The sequence below is a fragment of the Vibrio sp. 1CM2L genome (assembly GCF_023161695.1).
Taxonomy (GTDB): Bacteria; Pseudomonadota; Gammaproteobacteria; order Enterobacterales; family Vibrionaceae; genus Vibrio; species Vibrio coralliirubri.
In genome coordinates, this window is the sequence record NZ_JALNTT010000003.1 from 657779 (window position 1) to 675166 (window position 17388).

At 44.6% G+C, this 17388-nt stretch carries 16 protein-coding genes; 5 read left to right on the forward strand and 11 right to left on the reverse strand.

The features are described from left to right. Positions 1 to 13: 13 nt before the first annotated feature. The 7 genes from MSG34_RS12955 to MSG34_RS12985 form a co-directional block, all read right to left on the reverse strand. A complete protein-coding gene (locus MSG34_RS12955) occupies positions 14 to 217 on the reverse strand; it encodes a hypothetical protein (protein WP_050645367.1) in 204 nt (67 codons plus the stop codon). 293 nt (positions 218 to 510) lie between these two features. Next, the gene (locus tag MSG34_RS12960; RefSeq protein ID WP_017059112.1) at positions 511 to 654 is read right to left on the reverse strand and encodes a hypothetical protein; all 144 of its coding nucleotides are present in this window, start codon (positions 652 to 654) and stop codon (positions 511 to 513) included. Between the two features lie 25 nt (positions 655 to 679). Next, positions 680 to 955, reverse strand: coding sequence for an HU family DNA-binding protein (locus tag MSG34_RS12965; RefSeq protein WP_017059113.1), 276 nt, complete (start codon positions 953 to 955; stop codon positions 680 to 682). 381 nt (positions 956 to 1336) lie between these two features. Then, positions 1337 to 2032 carry a VC0807 family protein gene (locus MSG34_RS12970; RefSeq protein WP_248337758.1) on the reverse strand — a complete coding sequence of 232 codons (696 nt, stop codon included), beginning with the start codon at positions 2030 to 2032 and terminating at the stop codon, positions 1337 to 1339. Positions 2033 to 2204: 172 nt separating this feature from the next. Then, complete coding sequence (locus tag MSG34_RS12975) at positions 2205 to 2861, reverse strand: glutathione S-transferase N-terminal domain-containing protein (protein WP_248337759.1); 657 nt, start codon at positions 2859 to 2861, stop codon at positions 2205 to 2207. Between the two features lie 50 nt (positions 2862 to 2911). Further along, on the reverse strand, positions 2912 to 4102 hold the full coding sequence (locus MSG34_RS12980) for a YbfB/YjiJ family MFS transporter (protein ID WP_248337761.1): 1191 nt from the start codon (positions 4100 to 4102) through the stop codon (positions 2912 to 2914). Positions 4103 to 4486: 384 nt separating this feature from the next. Next, positions 4487 to 5059 carry a YceI family protein gene (locus MSG34_RS12985; protein ID WP_248337763.1) on the reverse strand — a complete coding sequence of 191 codons (573 nt, stop codon included), beginning with the start codon at positions 5057 to 5059 and terminating at the stop codon, positions 4487 to 4489. Between the two features lie 277 nt (positions 5060 to 5336). On the opposite strand from MSG34_RS12985, the gene MSG34_RS12990 reads away from it, so the two are divergent. Continuing rightward, complete coding sequence (locus MSG34_RS12990; RefSeq protein WP_248338175.1) at positions 5337 to 6053, forward strand: DUF1826 domain-containing protein; 717 nt, start codon at positions 5337 to 5339, stop codon at positions 6051 to 6053. Between the two features lie 343 nt (positions 6054 to 6396). Beyond that, positions 6397 to 8283: a methyl-accepting chemotaxis protein gene (locus MSG34_RS12995; protein WP_248337765.1), complete on the forward strand. Its 1887-nt coding sequence runs from the start codon at positions 6397 to 6399 to the stop codon at positions 8281 to 8283. 106 nt (positions 8284 to 8389) lie between these two features. Here the strand turns inward: MSG34_RS12995 and MSG34_RS13000 are convergent, their stop codons facing one another. Together MSG34_RS13000 and MSG34_RS13005 are read right to left on the reverse strand one after the other, a co-directional pair. Then, positions 8390 to 8791, reverse strand: a complete 402-nt coding sequence (locus MSG34_RS13000) for an ACT domain-containing protein (protein WP_248337767.1) — start codon at positions 8789 to 8791, stop codon at positions 8390 to 8392. A 145-nt stretch (positions 8792 to 8936) separates the two neighbouring features. Beyond that, entirely contained in the window at positions 8937 to 9830 is an 894-nt protein-coding gene (locus MSG34_RS13005) for a LysR family transcriptional regulator (RefSeq protein WP_248337769.1), read from the reverse strand. A 160-nt stretch (positions 9831 to 9990) separates the two neighbouring features. On the opposite strand from MSG34_RS13005, the gene MSG34_RS13010 reads away from it, so the two are divergent. From MSG34_RS13010 to MSG34_RS13020, 3 genes are all read left to right on the forward strand, one after another. Then, a complete protein-coding gene (locus MSG34_RS13010; protein ID WP_248337771.1) occupies positions 9991 to 10890 on the forward strand; it encodes a Vmh family MBL fold metallo-hydrolase in 900 nt (299 codons plus the stop codon). 310 nt (positions 10891 to 11200) lie between these two features. Further along, complete coding sequence (locus tag MSG34_RS13015) at positions 11201 to 12016, forward strand: TauD/TfdA family dioxygenase (RefSeq protein ID WP_248337773.1); 816 nt, start codon at positions 11201 to 11203, stop codon at positions 12014 to 12016. A gap of 254 nt (positions 12017 to 12270) precedes the next feature. Continuing rightward, positions 12271 to 14319 (forward strand): hybrid sensor histidine kinase/response regulator, encoded by a 2049-nt coding sequence (locus MSG34_RS13020; RefSeq protein WP_248337775.1) that lies wholly within the window; start codon positions 12271 to 12273, stop codon positions 14317 to 14319. 150 nt (positions 14320 to 14469) lie between these two features. Here the strand turns inward: MSG34_RS13020 and cqsA are convergent, their stop codons facing one another. Further along, entirely contained in the window at positions 14470 to 15651 is a 1182-nt protein-coding gene (gene cqsA, locus MSG34_RS13025; RefSeq protein WP_248337776.1) for an alpha-hydroxyketone-type quorum-sensing autoinducer synthase, read from the reverse strand. A 280-nt stretch (positions 15652 to 15931) separates the two neighbouring features. Beyond that, positions 15932 to 17314: a PLP-dependent aminotransferase family protein gene (locus MSG34_RS13030; RefSeq protein WP_248337778.1), complete on the reverse strand. Its 1383-nt coding sequence runs from the start codon at positions 17312 to 17314 to the stop codon at positions 15932 to 15934. Positions 17315 to 17388 lie beyond the last annotated feature (74 nt).

A 17388-nucleotide genomic window follows, 5' to 3' on the forward strand; every position in this document is an offset into this window, starting at 1 on the left:
TGGACTGTCGCCGTTACAGTTGATCTGAACCGGAGGCCTTGGTCTTTTTGAAGTATTTGAATGCACTCCAAACCGCGTAAGCCGCAACACCCACAATCAATGCCGAGCGAAGGAGAATAGGCGCATCATGCTCAAGTTGACCAACATGCGGCACAATACTGGCAAACAATCGACTGGTAAAAAGCAGCCCCATTACTAACATAATTACTTTATTCATGTGACCTGCCATTCAATTGAGTACGTTGCACAGAACGAGTTTTGGGGCGATTACACGGTTAACACGCCAGACAACGATTCTGCTCGAGATAAAATCATGCGCTTCTCAAACGTAACCGTCAACGCGATATCGGCGTTAAGCCAGTAAGCTAAAATTTCGTTTTTGGAAGTGAGGAGGGAATTGATTTAATGGGGGTGTTCTTAAACCAAAAATGCCACTACAAATCTGCAGTGGCATTAGAACGATAACAAACTATCACTTTGCTCAAACCTAAACTTTAGTTCTTACATAAACTATAGCTCTAACAGTTTGGCCAATTCACGCTCTTCGAGAAGCTCTTCAATGCGTTGACGAGTCTTGGGCGTTTCGGCTTGTGCTTTAGTCGACTTACCTGCTTTTTTGCTTCGGCTCGTTTTTGCTTTTTCCTTAGTCGTCATCGTAACCTTCCTTGTATTTTTTGTATTACAGGTTGCACGTCTCTTTCAGTGCTTTACCTGCTTTAAATGCTGGCGTCTTTGACGCTGCAATTTGAATCTCTTCTCCGGTACGCGGGTTGCGACCAGTTCGAGCGGCACGAGAGTTAACTTTAAAGCTACCAAATCCAAGGATCGATACGTCATCACCGTTAGCAAGCGAAGTAGAAATACCTTCAACAAGCGCATTGAGCGCCGTGCCTGCTTGGTCTTTTGAGATGTCTGCAGAAGTCGCGATGTGTTCAACTAATTGAGATTTGTTCATAATCTATATTCCTTATTGAGTACGGCTGGCGTCTACCTTTAGCACCTAGCTTATGCGATCTTATCAACGGCAACTGAAATATTGTCAGTGGTTGGGTAGAGCTTTGTAAAGTAACCAACAGAATTGACTATAAAAGCATCTGTCGGCTCAATCAATGGAATTCATTGATTATTATGGATTTAAAGCGAGTTAGTTGAGCTCACGACGGATAAGTGGCGGTGAATGTCTTGGTTGATTGAGAGTATCAATCAAAGGAACGCCGATTGGGTTCATGAATTAGACACTAAAAACTATAAAGCCCAGCGATAGGGCTGGGCTTTATGGCGTTTAAAAAATCTAGTATTTGAAGCGGTTCTGTATTCAAAGCTAACGTAACGAGAACTACTTAGTAATAAAGATTTGTTCTGTTTCTAACGAAGCCATAGCGCGAACTTGGCGCCAAATGTAATAGAAAATACCTAACATCATCAGCATGCTAGGGATAGCTATGGCTGGGTAGCTGTATAGCGTGAGCTTACCCAACTCTTCATTAAAGGCTGCAGTGCCGGCAGGGCTTGTCACAATCCAAGTCGCTAGGAAATAGTTCATCGCAGAAGAGAAAGCGAAGGTACTTGCGAATAGGTAGTTCGATGTCATTAGACAACGATCAAACTTTGCTTGGTTACCGAACTGCTTTAGGCGCTCTTCAATAAGAGAGATATTTAACAGGGCCGGTGTGAAGATAACTTTCTGGATAAACGGGTAGCGGGTGAAGGTTGAGCCAAGAACCGCCAAACCAATTAGACCAGGGATTAATGCTTCTTTTAGTGCTAACCAGCGAGTGTCTAGTTCGAAGAAACCAATACCGCCCGTTAATAGCACGCTGACGAAGCCAAGCGCCGCGATGAAGTTGAACTTCTTGTTGCGGATTAACTCCATGCCACCGTAAGCAATAGGGAAGGCAAGGGCGACGAGCAATGCTAAGCCTGTTCCAAGGTGCTCCTCTCCACTGAATTTCATTAAGATGAATGAAGGAAGAAAGACGTTAAACACGACTTCGAAAAGAGGACTCGATTTTTTGTTTTCTGTACTACTCATAATTTCTAAATACATTATGTTATGGATTTATTCTCAGGGATTGTTGTTTACCTCGCCCAAGATGTAAAGCCTTAAGGCGTCATGCTGTGTAACGACATGTGACATCAACGACATCTCTGAGCCTATCTAATGCTCAATTCTAAACTTTGCACGTCTTTGTTTCATGCCATTTTTAAGCCCCATGACCGAACGAGTTTAATAACATTTCATAGTCAGGCTTGCTTGCCAATCTCTCAATGCTTATGTGTGCCAGTACGTCTGCGAATGGAGAACGGTGTAAAAAATCGGTGATGTTTCGGCTGTTCGCTTCATCAAACAGCGCAGTATGTCGGAATTGGACGTAATCTAAAGCGACATGGAGATACAACGTGGCCAAGTTATCAGTAAGAAGGGAATCTAACCCTTGTGTGTTTATCTCTTGGTCAAGTTGCTTTAGCGCGGCAGCGATACCGTCTTGTCCTCTCTTGATTAGCACATTATCACTATCGGTATAGCGTGTTAGTGCTGCGGTTCGAAAAGCTATCTCCATTAATGTCTTTGCTGTTCCTAGATGCTTCATTTGATGGGCATCACTTAACGTCACTTGGCGTAGCGTTTGAGGTTGATACGTTTCAATTAGGTATTGGCAGATACATAAGCTTTCTGTTAGTAAAGCTCCATCTTCCAGTTCCAATACCGGAATTAAGCAAAATGGATTGACGTTTTTCAGGTTGGTCGGCGTACTCCAAGGGTCGACCCAAACAAAAGACAAAGGCGAGCAACGAGACAGAAGTGCTGTTGCTGCGACTACGCGTGAAAACGGAGAGGTTTCATTTAAGTAGAGTTGCATGTTAATCCCTTATTTTATTCGATAACTGAGTCCAAAAAGCGCGTTTAGATTTAGATTGTGTGTTCACGCTTAGGTCGAGTCGCGGTCATTAAGGTGCACACCGCAGATAAAATCAAAGCAGCAGCACTCATGCTGAACAACAAATCATATGACGCCATATGATTTAAGTAGTACGCCATCACAAGTCCGACGACTCCTTGTGATATAGCAAAGGAAAGTGTCATCCCAGCCCACGCTTTGGTGTGCAGTTCATAACCGACAATCTCCAATGTGTAAGTCGACACCAGAGTGACCGTCCCCGGCGTGAAAATACCGACCAATAAAGAAGAGATAAATAGCGCGATGGGGTGAGTGCTAAAAAGGGGTAATGCGACGCCTAGAGCCTTGAAGCTAAATGCAATGCAGAGTGATTTCTTTAGCCCTAGCTTGTCTCCCAATATGCCTGTTATTAATGGGCCAATGGCGGCACCAATACCAAAGGTTGCCCAGAACAACCCACCGCTAGTGAACGACATGCCCAGTTCACGCACGATGTAATCAACCCAAAATAAGGTGTGTGGTAGGTAACCGATAGCGTCGAAGGTATAAGCTACAAGAATAAGCGTTACGCTGATTAACTTAGGTTTTGATAGCTGAGAGAAGGAAGATTTTATATAGGGCGCTTTTGACGTATTAGGTTGGGTTTGCCATGTATTCCAGGTGAGCATAGTGGTGGCCAATGCGATGACACCCATGCCAATCCAAGCCGAAACCACACTAAAATAAATGAGCACAGGAATTAGGGTGCCAGATAACATTGCACCAAGCCCAATGCCTGAAAATACAACCCCGCTTACACGAGCCTTCACATCTGGGTTAAATTTTCGAACAATTACCGGAGGGGCGACGACCATTAGCAAAGCACCCGAAACTCCAGCCAAAGTTCGCCAAACATAGAACCATGCCAAGGGCGCATCCTGCAGAGCACAGCCCAAGTAGCTAAAGCTGCTCACCAACATCGCGAAACGAATCAACTGACCGGCGCTAAAATAACGCAGCAGTATATTGGCAGCTGGTGCACCCAGTATGTATCCAAGAAGGGTTGCTACACCAAGATAAGACGCATCACTCTTGCTAAACCAACCGCTTTGAATGAGAGCCGGCATTAAGGCTATGTAAGCGAACCTGCCGATTCCGTTGCCTATTAGAGTCGCCCCCATTCCAGCCAAGCTGTCTCGATTAACGATGTGTGTATTCAGCATAAAAGGGGCTCTTTTCGGTTTGACTAGATGCTCTGGCAATAGGACAAAATCTTTGTTTGATTTTGCATACTGACATCATTCACAATCAATATCACTAGGCTGTTAGTCATATAAGTTGCATATCTAAAGGTGGGTTCGAGGTAGGAAAATAGCCAGTATGTTTAAACACTTAGGTGGACCTGTTGCTCTGCCAAGGGGAAGGCAATAAGCGATTGTTTTAATCATCGTAGAATTGAGTGATCAATGGTTAGACTAAAGTTGGAGCTAAATGATTAGGTTATTTAGAAAAGTTTGATGCTCAGTTACTCTCACTCACATTCACCGCTCTCAAACGATTGATGAATGTGAAATTAGGGAGAATAGAAAGGAAGAGTTATAAGTCCATTATTGGTCGAAAAGTAGGTTAAAGCTTAAAGGGATTTTGTCGGAAATCGCTAATCCACCCACGGTTGCCGAAAGTTTGTTTAGGTTCTCTGTCGATATCCCAAAATCAGCGCCGTTGACGATGATTGTCGAAGCTGAGCTAACCATGACAAACCCTGAGGATGGAACCACCACAACTGGGAAATCGATCGTTTTGGTTACGCCGTGTAAGGTAACTTCCGCTGCTATTGTTGCTCTTTTTGGGTCACCGGATAGCATCGACGGTTCAACCTTTCCAGAGATCTTCACTTCAGGAAAATTCATTGATTCGAAGTAGAGTTCATTGAGTCTTTGGTCGCGGATAGCGACACCGGTGCTCACGCTTTTCAAGTCCAATTCTATTGAAAACTGCCCCTCTTCGTTGAGCCCTCCAGACATAGGTTTGATGGATGCGGGCTCGACAACAAACTGCTTTTTAATGGTCGCGAATGTGATGTTCGATAACTTCGGATCTAATGTGTAGCCCGATTCCGCGAAAGATTGAGCGGAGATAACGGTGCATAGGAGGCCGAATGTAGAGATTAGTTTTTTCATAAGTTGTCACCAGATTGATGAATTCACAGGTTTACGTTTTTGAGTCGTGCGTCTTTAAAATGGCTTTTTGGAAAGAGTGATTGATAGAAGCTTAGTTCAGCATTCGAAAAATTACCGCTGGCAAAGAAGGGCGTCGCTGTATTACTGGAATCATGATCGACGAAGTGACTTGTTTATTTTTAGTTATGTTATAACGTAACTAAAAATCACTCTTACCAAGAATAGTTTTTATGTTGGTAGGAGGGAAGCGATGAGCATGTATCAAGGAGACGACGTAATGAATGCCGTGTTAACCAAGCCTTTGGCTACCAATAGCAGCCAGCCACTCAACATTAGTTCAGCTGTGAGTATTCAGGATAAGGCAAATCACAAGCCAAGCTTGAGTGCTTCTGAGCAGCCAACGGTATTAGCGGATATCTACCAAAGCGATATTAATATGGCGGTATGGCAGCGACAGTTTGATGAAGGCTTAACGACGGCAATCAGTGAATTTATCGCCTTGAATCCAAACTTTAGTAAGTCTGTTAGCGTGTCACCTGATAATGCTTTCGATAAGTTGGAATTTGCTACCGATGGCACCGCCTCTAAAGCGCTATTAGAAAATATGGCAGAGCTGGTGGATATGTTCTGTTGTTTGTTCGAGCTTGAAGAAGTCGGGTTGCGTTTAGCCGTTCTGAATAAAGCGATGTGCCCGCGTTTCCATTTTGATCAAGTGCCTTGCCGCTTGGTGACAACTTATCATGGTGTTGCGACTCAATGGTTGCCAAACGACTTAGTCGACCGTTCTAAGCTAGGGCGAGGGGCTAACGGACACCCAGATTCAGAGTCCGGCTTATACAATTATGAGTCAGATATCCAACAACTGTCGAGTGGTGATGTGGCATTACTAAAAGGGGAGCGCTGGAGTGGCAACGAAAATGCGGGTCTTGTGCATCGTTCACCAGTCACTTCATCTGACGAGACACGATTGTTGTTAACGTTGGACTTTGGTTGATCAACTTTTGACTATTTAGTCCGCAACCTGTTTCTTTTCAGACGTTCAACTCATTTAAATACCTTCCTAATGAGCTAACGGTATAGCACGATCTGTACCGTTATTACTCTCAAACAGAGACACCCATCAGCTGACCTTGTTTAGCACATTAATTCAAAATTTAGAGTTTACCATTCTCTAAATCAATGGGTTACGATGCGTGCACTTACTCACATATATCAATATTTCAGTTCCTCATCGGTTTCTTAATTTATTTTAAAGCGTAAAATATATCCCGCTTGCAAACCTCTTTGGCAACCAATTTGTTCGCCACGGTTTTTTACTTCCACATTATAGGTTTCCTATGTTCAAGAAACTCTCGCTTAAAAATAAACTGGCGATTTCAGCCAGTATGGCCATTATCCTGGGGGGGATTTTGGTCGAGGCATTGTCTTTTCGTGCTTCATTGCAAAGGTTGGATACAGAAGTTGAACAGCGTTTAGAAGGCGCATCGGCTTCTTACAATCAATATGTATCGGATTGGATCTTATCCAAAGAGCGTGCGCTTACTTCTCTTTCGAAAGAATCCAAACAAGAAAGCTTGGTGACTCACCTAAAACAGGTTCGTGATTCAGCCTCTTTTGATAATGTCTTCTTGGCGTTTCCAGACGGTTCTCAAAAGAACGCGAATGGGGTAGTACTTCCGCCGGGTAATGATGATCCTCGTTTGTGGGGTTGGTACACAAATGCCGTTGCGAACCCAAGCAAGGTGTTCATGGATAATCCAACGGTTGCAGCTGCAACTGGGGCGAATGTTGTGTCGCTGGGTACTGCCATGCAATTACATGGTCAACAGGTTGTGTTAGGCGCGGATGTTGAAATTACCGACATTCTTAATAGCCTAGAGCAAGTGATTCTTCCGGGAGAAGGTTACATGTTCATCGCGACAAATAAAGGCACGGTTTATACGCATCCTGACACCAAGTTACTGAACAAAAATATCAGCTCACTTGGGTTAGATTTTGCGGATGTACAAAAGGCGCTGACTAGCGGTAAAGACACTTCTATCGAGTTGAACGGCAGCGACTATGTTCTGTACGCACGTGCGATCGATGGAACGAGCTTGATTACTGTGAGCGTTGTTAACCATGACTCATTGGTTGCGCCACTATTTGATGCTGTGATTGGTCAAGTGTTGGTGACGCTACTTGTGGTGATCGTATGTACCATACTGTTTAACCTGCTGTGTTCGATTCTATTCCGTCCGTTGAACCACGTATCTCAAGCACTGGCGCAAATCGCGAATGGTAGTGGTGATTTAACTCAACGCATTCATGTTGAAAACCAAGATGAAGTGGGCGAGTTGGCTCATAACTTCAATACCTTTGTTGGAAGTTTACAGCAGTTGATTGGCCATATCCGTGGGCAGTCAGAGCAGCTAAACAGCCAGTCAGAGCAAAGTGCTCAGCGTGCGAACCGTTCGGTGGATGAGCTTAATCATCAGCAGCAAGAAATCACTATGGTCGCGACGGCTGTAACTGAAATGGCGAGCGCCACGCAAGAGATCGCATCGCATGCCGAGCAAACAGCAAAAGCGGCGCAAGATTCAGCGACAAGCACTAACAGCGGCCACGCACTGGTTGTGGATACCAAAGGTTCAATCAATAACCTAGCTAATGAAGTGAACGAAGCGGGTAGTGTGATTAGCGAGCTTAACAAGCATGCTCAAGAGATCTCGACCGTACTCGCAACGATTCAAGGTATTGCAGAGCAAACCAACTTGCTTGCTTTGAATGCTGCAATTGAGGCGGCTCGTGCGGGTGAACAAGGTCGTGGCTTTGCTGTGGTTGCTGATGAAGTACGTGTGCTTTCGCAGCGCACTCACTCTTCAACAGAAGAGATCAAATCAACGATTGATATCCTACAGCGCACGACAGCTCAGGCGGTTGAGCTGATGGAAAGCAGTTCTAAACTGGCGATACATTCCGTAGAAGATGCCGACAGAGCTTCGCATGCGCTTGAAGAGATCAATTCGGCGGTGGCTTTGATCAGTGATATGGCGACTCAAATCGCGACGGCTGCTGAAGAGCAAACACACGTGACGGGCGAAATTACCCAAAACATTACGACCATTAAAGATGTTACTGACCATTTGGTTGTGGGCGCACAGGACAGCTTAACTGAGTCAAACGAACTTAAAAGCCAAGCCGCGGGTTTAAGCGACAAAGTGGCCACTTTTAAGCTTGCTTAACTGTTCTACTCGCTGATGCCTGATCAGTGAGTGCGCGGTAAGCAATAAGTCAAAGCGACGTAGATTACGTCGCTTTTTTTGTATTTGTGAGTCATCGAACTCTTAATTAATCAGTTTCTGAAAACTCTTTCAGCGCACTCATTGCAGCTTCTGCTTTGTCTTTTTGAACGAAGATGTGGTCGTGATAGTAGCCTGCAACAACGTTAGCGCTAATGCCGTATGAGCTAAGCTTTGTCGCAAACGCAGCCGTTAATCCAACCGCTTCAAGGCTCGAATGCACCGATAAAGTGATCAGGCTAAACACAGCTTCGAAGTCTAGCTGAGCTTTGGTCGCAACGTCTTCTTCAAGAACCAGTGTTAAACCTTCTTTTTCACGAAAAGTCGAGATTGGGTTGAGCTGAACATAGTCTGCTAATGCTCCGTCGACAGTGCAAAAAACATAATTCCCGTCGATTAATTCTGGTGACATGGATTTCAATAAGACATCTAGGTCGGTAATGGCAGTCATAGTCAGTTTCCCTGCGTGAATAAGCTAATTGATGATGTATGCAGTCACGATAGAAGCAACTGACAGTTAAGTAAAATTAATGATTTTAATTCTGTATCAGTTTTATTAATGACAAGTTTTCCTCGTTATTGATGGCATCGTACTTCTACCAACTTGTCGATAGTTCCATCTCACTTGATAGATGATCAATAAAAGCCCTTAACAGCGGAGTTATCTGCTTACGCGTTCCATAAATAGCATGAACACCGAGCGTTTTAGGTTGCCATTCAAAAAGCAGTGGTACTAACAGGCCATCACGCATCAAGTTTTCGACTGAAGGGAAGGGCAATATGCTGATCCCGTTGCCTTTCAAGGTGGCAGACAGCAATACTTCCGAGGTGTTTGCACTGATATTCCCTTTAATCGGAACCGATTCGAGCCCATTGGAGCCATTGAACGTCCATGCGGTTTTGCCAAAGTAACTGAACGATAAACAGTTGTGGTGCGCTAGATCTTGGGCTTCTGTGGGTGTGCCGTTCTCTTTTAGATATTGAGGCGATGCGCAAATCACGGAGCGGCATTCCCCGATCTGTTTCGCGACAATATTGGGCGTCAGTTCGTTGGTTATGCGAATTGCTAAATCAATGCGTGACTCAACCAGATTGACGGTCTGATCAGTCGAGATAATGTCGATAGAAACCTCTGGCCATTTGGCGATGAAACGACTAATTGATTCCATCAAGAAGCTATCGACAATCGAGTAGCTCGCAGTGATACGCAGCTGACCTTTTAAATGCTCTCGGTTTTGGTTTCTGATGCCAGCTAGGGATGCTTCCAGTGCCAAAAGTTCTCTGGTGACCTCAAGTGTTTCCTTACCTGCGCTGGTTAAACTTAAGCTTCGTGTTGTTCTGTGAAGCAAGCGTGTATCCATCCATGTTTCTAACTCACCCAAATAGCGAGTGACCTTGGTTCGTGAGAGATCAAGGTGCTCTGCCGCTGCGCTCAAACTGCCACGCTCCACTATGGTGACAAAGACATTCATTGCCTCGAGTTTATCCATTGTTTTATTGCCTAGAGAATTAAACCGACCTCAGTATATGTCCGAAAACTGCAACAGTTAAAGTCAATTTGATATCTATTTCATCTAAAAACAATCAAATAAGATGTTTGGACATTCAGCGAGTTGGCAGGTGTTCAACTCCAAATATCGGAATAAAGCCATGAATACGTTATCGAAAAACCTGTTATCAAAAAGCATGCTTTTAGGAACCATAAGCCTAGGAACGGTGCTGGTATCAAGTGTTGCGTTAGCGACAGATCTGAACATCACTCACTATAACCCAGGTGAGAACTCGATATTCCCTGCAAGCTCGGTATTGGTTTCGGGTGAGAAAGAAGTGATTCTATTTGACGCACAATTCAGTGTCGCAGACGGGCAAAATCTGGTGGAGCAAATCAAAGCTACAGGCAAAAAATTATCGATGATTTACATCAGTAGCGGCGACCCAGATTACTACTTTGGTTTGGAACCGATAGTTTCGGCATTTCCTAACGTCAAGGTCGTAGCCAGTGAAGCGGTTGTCGCACATATCAAACGCACCAAAGATGCAAAGCTTGAATACTGGGGGCCTATATTAGAAGACAATGCGCCCTCTAAGGTGATTGTTCCAACGGTGATGAACGACACAACATTAAGCATCGAAGGTGAAACCATCGAAGTGAAAGAGATAAACACACACCAAGCTTATCTATGGGTTCCATCTGAAAAAACCGTATTTGGCGGCGTGTCGGTGTATAGCGGTGTGCATGTATGGATGGCAGATACCGCATCGAAAGAGATTCGTAGCCAATGGTCACAATCGTTAGAGCGTATGAAAGCACTTGAGCCAGAGGTTGTAATTCCGGGTCACTATTTAGGTGAAATGCCAACTGGGATAAATGCAGTTCAGTTTACGAAGGATTATGTGGCTGATATTGAAAAAGCATTGGCGAGCAAAAGTAATCCAACATCGGTCGAGATCAGTGATTATATGAAGAAAGCCTACCCAAAATTTGAGGTTACGGAAGGCGATTTAGAACTTGGCGCGAAAGTGCTGAGCGGCGAGATGGTTTGGCACTAGAGTTGATTATCTCGGTTGTGTCGCAGAACAGTCTGAAGATTGTATGCTAGATTTATTGGTGATACACAACTGGAGATATCGATGATCTGGCTTTCAGTGAAAGTACTACAGATTGGACTTGTCTATGGATACAGGAAGTATCAAAAAACGAAAAGAGCTCCAGCTTAGGGGCTCTTTTTTTGTTTCGGAGAGATGATTTTCTATCTCAAGTGGGAAAGAAAATCTGCATTTGCCCGGTTTACTGTTAGTAGCCAGATTAGCCTAGTAGCCAGATCCGCCCTGCAACTCAATGCCACCAATAAGCGAAAGTATGTTGAAAATAGAACCCATTACTCCTCACATCGGAGCTCGTATCCACGAATTAGAACTTTCTACATGCAGTGCTGATGAACTCGATAAGGTGTATCAAGCGCTTATTACCCATCAAGTGATTTTTCTCGACGGGCAGACTTTGTCTCCAGAACAACACTTGATGATTGCAGAACGCTTTGGAACGTTAGAACCTGCACATCCTTTCTTCCCTTGTGTGGAAAGTGCGCCCCAGGTGAGTGTGATTGAAACAACCCGTGGCAATGCGCCAATGGAAAGTTATTGGCATACCGACTTAACGTGGCGCAGCTTGCCGTCGAAAGCTTCCCTGTTGCATGCTCAACACATTCCAAGCGTCGGTGGTGACACTATCTGGTGTTCTATGACGGCGGTTTTTGAATCTCTAAATGAAGATATGAAAGCTAAGTTGAGAGGGTTGTCTGCGACTCATTCGCTGGTGGCCTTTGAAGGTATAGAGCCAGAAGACATTGAGCTCGATTGGCACAAATCCTTAATCAAAACAGCACAGGAGAATCCGCCAGTGGTTCACTCTGTTATTCAAGTTCATCCTGAAACGGGTAAGGAAACGCTGTATATCAATGAGCAGTTTACTCGCTATATCAACGAACTGCCTCGTCAAGAGAGTGATGAGCTGCTTTGTCATCTGTTTGAAATTGCTCGACGCCCTGAGTTTCAAGTTCGTTTCAAATGGGACAACGGCTCAATGGCGATCTGGGATAACAGGGTAACGCAACATTACGCAGTGATAGATTACGGTGATACTCCAAGAAAAATGCATAGAGTAACAGTGACATAACAGTAAGTAAGGAGGGGGAGTTGGTGTCAGCGCTAGCGGACAAGTCTCAGAAACTCAGGTTTAGTGTCTGAATTAAAGTATAAAACTGAGACTTTATTCATCTACGCTTAATAATAAAAACAAATCTGTTGGTTATTTGATTGAAACCCCACTGCTCGGACGTGATGTGTAATATAATCGGCGCCAAAATATAAGTATAAAAACCAAATCATAGAATTAATAAACGTCAGGGCTTAGAGAACAAAGTATTTCGTATGAACGCGATTCGTAAAGTTTACCAGTACGCAGAACCAAACCTTACTCTCGTAGGTTGGATGGGCTTTGTCGGTTTTCCAATTTACTACATTGTGTGGGAGTTTTTGTTTCCGCAACCCTACGAAAACTTAGCACTTCGCCTGTTTTGCTCGGTATTGTTCTTTGGCATTATATTTCGCAATCGTGTCCCATTTGAATGGCGAAAATACCTTCCGGCTTATTATCAAGTCGCTGTAACTATCTGTTTGCCAGGTTTCTTTTTCTACATGCTGCTAATGAATAATTGGTCCAACGTTTGGGTTATGTCATTCATGTCGGCTATTTTCCTCCATATTTTATTAGTGCACGTGACGAGAGTGATGTTTGCACAAACCTTTGCCGGTATTGGGATTGCCACCTTATGCGCTTGGGTAGCACAAGGCTTCTACCTAGAACTCACAATGGATTGGACGCATGTGCCAATCTTTTTGTTTATCTACTTATTCGGCAACTTGTTCTACTTCCGCAATCAGGTGGAACATGAAAACAAGGTGTCATTGGCGAAGTCTTTTGGTGCAGGTATCGCCCATGAGATGCGAAACCCTCTAAGCGGTTTGCTTACCTCTATTGATGTCATGCAGTCCATATTGCCGAACCCTAAAAGTGGCGATCAAAAAGGGCAATATGCGTTAAGCAATGAGGAAGTGATTCAGCTGCGTGAAGTGGGTGATGAAGCGATGGAGATCATTCATTCCGGTAACGAAACGATAGATCTGTTACTGACTTCAATTGATGAAAACCGAGTCTCTCGCTCTACGTTTAAGAAGCATTCAGCGCAAGCGGTGGTTGAGAATGCGATAGACAGCTTCAATTACAAGCGCTCTGCTGATAAGTCAGCAATCTCCTTGGATGTGCAGAGTAACTTTGAGTTCTTGGGCAGCGACACCTTGCTGAAATACGTCATGTATAACCTGTTCAAGAATGCGTTCCATCATCGTAGCCCTGAAGATTTTCACATTCATGTCACCATGTTCAGCGATGAAGTGACGAACCAAATTATGGTGACGGACAACGGCTCTGGTATTTCGAGCGATATTATTCGTCGTATTTTCCAAGACTTTTACACCACAGGCCAGTCGGGTAATTACGGTTTAGGTTTGCCATTTTGTCAGAAGGTCATGCGCTCGTTTGGTGGTGAGATTAAATGCCAGTCTGAAGTGGATCAATGGACACAGTTCACGATGATTTTCCCCTCTTTGACTTCCAATTCGGTAGAGGAAATCAAGAGCGAACTGACTAAACTCAAGACGGTGCTGATGATCAGTGATCAGACAGTGCTTTCCAGTAAAATGACTGAAATATCTCGCTTTATGGGTTTTGACCTAGAGATTTTGGATGTGGCATCAGCGCTTCAGAATAAGGAATATCAGTTTGAGTTCGACTTGATTTTCGTTGATATGGAGAGCTTGGATTTAAGAGCCAATTGCCTCGATAGGATTGAATCGTTACTTTCGTTCACTGAGGCGCGAATCATTTACTTGTATGAGCGTCATCCTATCAAGCGTGTGCGTAACATCTCTTTCGAGCCTATTTGGGTGGAAACGCAAGTTTGGCTACTGAATACCAAAGCGACCATTGATCGTTTACTGTTTGACTCCAACTATGTGATGCCATCGGTTGCTGTAAAACCGCTAGAGGCCACCACTAAACGTACCATTATGGTGGTCGATGACAACGAGTCTCTACGCCGATTTACGGCAATGTTATTGGAAAAGCAGGGTTTTGATGTTGTGCAGAAAGAAGATGGCCAACAAGCCTTAGATGCGCTTGATACCGACGACATCGACTTGATCCTAATGGATATTGAAATGCCAATCATGGACGGTGTTGAAGCTTCTCGCCGTATTCGAAGTGCCGACAAAGAATACTCTTCGGTGCCGATTATTGCTCACACGGGTGACAGTTCTCCCGTTACCTTGGAAAAGATGGAATCGTCAGGCATGTCGGACTTTATTGTTAAACCTGCCGACAAAAACCGACTGTTCGATAAAATTGCTCACTGGATTTAGCGGATGTAATCGTCTGAAGTTCACGGGCAGTGGGTAGACATAGATTCAAGAAAGAGCTCAGCGAATTGCTGGGCTCTTTTTGTATCGCGACATGATAGCGTCCATTCAGTCCTGCCGTTGGTGTTGGTTATAAATACGGTTCGAAAAAGGTTACACGAACTCTAACTCGGGGTGATGGTACGCTTCGTGACAAACCGTGAGCACATGGTCAATGTCTCTTGGCGTCATGTCGGCATTGACCGAAAAGCGGATGATGTTTTTGTTCTTGCCCGTCGCGGGGCGGCAGAAAACCGCACCGAACACGTCACGCTGTTCTAGGAAGTCACGCACTCGTTCAGTGTTTCTTTCATTGCCGCACTCTAGCGCTACAATTTGAGACTCGCTGCGGATGTTAAAGCCAATTCGCTTTAGCCCCGTAGTCAACGACTTAGCCCGATTGAATAAGGCTTCTCGTTTGTCTTCTGCACCTTTGATCACTTCTAACGTTTTCTCTAAACGAACCACCTCTTGTGGTAATACTGTCGAGCTAAAAATCGCAGGGTACGCCACAAACGGCAAGGTTCTAGACAGTTGTTTAGGGCCAAGGATTGCCCCAGCGCGGTAAGCAAAGGTTTTTGCCAAGCTAACGGTGATGAAGTCGACTTGGTTGGTGAGTCCTAATGCTTGGACTAAGCCTGCACCATTTTCTCCATGTGTACCTAGTGAATGGGATTCATCAACGACGACCGCACAATCAAACTCTTGCGCCATTTCGTAGATGTCGCGTAGTGGGGCAATGGTTCCAATTGTGCTGTAAACCGAGTCGACAACAATGACGCCTGAGCCGTGGCGTTCTAGCTGTTTGCGCAGGTGATTCATATTGTTATGCATAAACGGGTGGGCAACTGCGCCGGCAGCGCGGATTCCTTCCCAAAGCGACATGTGTGCAAGGAAATCAATGTACACAGGTGTGCTTGGTGGGCAGATGGTTTGCAATAGCCCAATATTAGCAGCCCAGCCAGACTGAGAAAGCAAACAGCTCTCCATTCCCACATAGCTTGCGAGTTCGGTTTCAAACGCAGGTTTAGACTCATCGTCTTGCAGGAAAATGGCCGACATCACCACGTTGTCATCGTGTTCACTGATCGCCGCTTGGTGAGCTTGTTGGATCGGCTTGTTGTGTGACAGGGCTAGGTAATCATTGCTCTGCATGACAACAGCGTTGCGTGGTGGACGTTTACCCAAAACCAAATGCTTTTGGCTTTGGTTCTGGGTAATTAGGTCTTGAATATAGAAGTTCAAGCGTTCTTCGATAAAGGAAGGTAGTGGTTTGGTTTTTGTTTTATCACTCATAATAGTTCTCTTCAAATACAGGAAAACGCCAGCGCTGACGGCTGTATATTGACGATTAAAAGTGAGGTGTCATTAGCCAAGTTGCATATTTTTGTGCGTGCTTGCAAACTCAGTATTTAAGGGTTTTGAGGCGAGTGATTTTCCTTACGGTTCGGGGCTTTAACCTAGTTCAGATGGGAATAATAGCCTTCTTTATTATGATAAAAGGCTATTAAAATTCGGTGTTCGAATGGCTATGAAAAGCTACGGTTTGCTAGCTTCGTTTATGAATTAGCACGTATTACCTATGAATGTGAATCAGTTCTATTAAGTCGTCCAATTGCTGCTTGGCTTTCCCCTTTAACGAGTAACCAATATTGATGCGTAAGCAATTGCTGTAAAGGTCGAGAGTGCTGAACAGGTGTCCAAGCCTGATATCAATGTTCTGGTCGGCAACTGCCTGAGCAAAGGTTGATTGGTTCAAGTTGGGTATTTGCAGCCAAAGTACCATGCCACCTTGTGGGTTACTTATCTTCACATCTTGAGGAAGATGCTGAGCTAAATAGCTTAGGTATTGCTGGCGTAATGAAAGGATTTGAGCACACCTTCTTCGAACGTTTTTTGCGTATTGACCAGATTCAATAAAGTCAGCAACCGCAAGCTGAATCGGCAGGGCAACGCCATAGCTTGCAGCAGAAAACTGAGCCTTGTATTCGTTGATAAACCTACCCGGTAAGCACCATCCTAATCGGTAGCTCGGTGACAGGCTTTTCGATACTGATCCACACCATAATACATAGCCGCCTTTGTCATAGTATTTTGCTGGCAATGGCGTGTGTGAGGAATAAGAAAGCTCCAGATACACATCATCTTCAATGATCGGCACTCGATAGTGATTCGCTAATTCAGCCAGTTTCTGCTTTTGAGTGGCTGACATGTTGATCCCTTGAGGGTTCATATGAGAGGTACAAAAGATCGCGGCATCCACTCGTTTATTCTTCAAATTCGCTTCCAGTTGTTGCAAGTCGACACCATCATCTAGAGACGGGATCTCGATGATTTTTCGCGACATTTGTCCGAGCAATTCCAGAATACCGTTGAAACATGGCGAGCTAATAGCGATGGTGTCGCCTTCTTTAGTGCAAGATTCAAGTGCGGCCTTAATCGCAGACATACAGCCAGCCGTAATCACCATCTCTTCAGGTGAAAAGTGCACATCGAGCTTGGCAAAATGAGTGGATAATGCCTGTCGTAAAATCGGCTCACCTTGTGTATCTGGGTAATGGTTAAGCCTGTTGCTCATACGCCTAATAGCGCGACGAAAACTTCGTTCCAGTTCAACGATCGACTGCTCATCATTAGTGGTGCTCGAAACCCCTAAAGGCCCATTGATTGAGTTGTGGGTCGAAGAGGTTTGCTTAACGCTCGATATCTTACTCTCAAACTGTGCCCACTCAGGCGTTGAGTGAGGCGGCTTGTGAGGCGAGACAAAATACCCTGCTTGCGGTCGAGAATGTATCCAGCCTTGTGATTCCAGTTCTTGGTAACAGCTCACCACGGTCGACATGCTGATCGCCTGTTGCTTGGCCAATTGACGTAGCGAAGGCATGCGTCCGCCTTCCGGTCTTTTGCCTGTTTCTATCTCATCGATAAACTGATTGGCTAGCTTTCTGTAGATACTCATTGTCACGACCGTTATTAACTGTACTGGTTTTTATTATAAAAATTGTATCTGTACTGGTTTTATTGTTCAAGGGA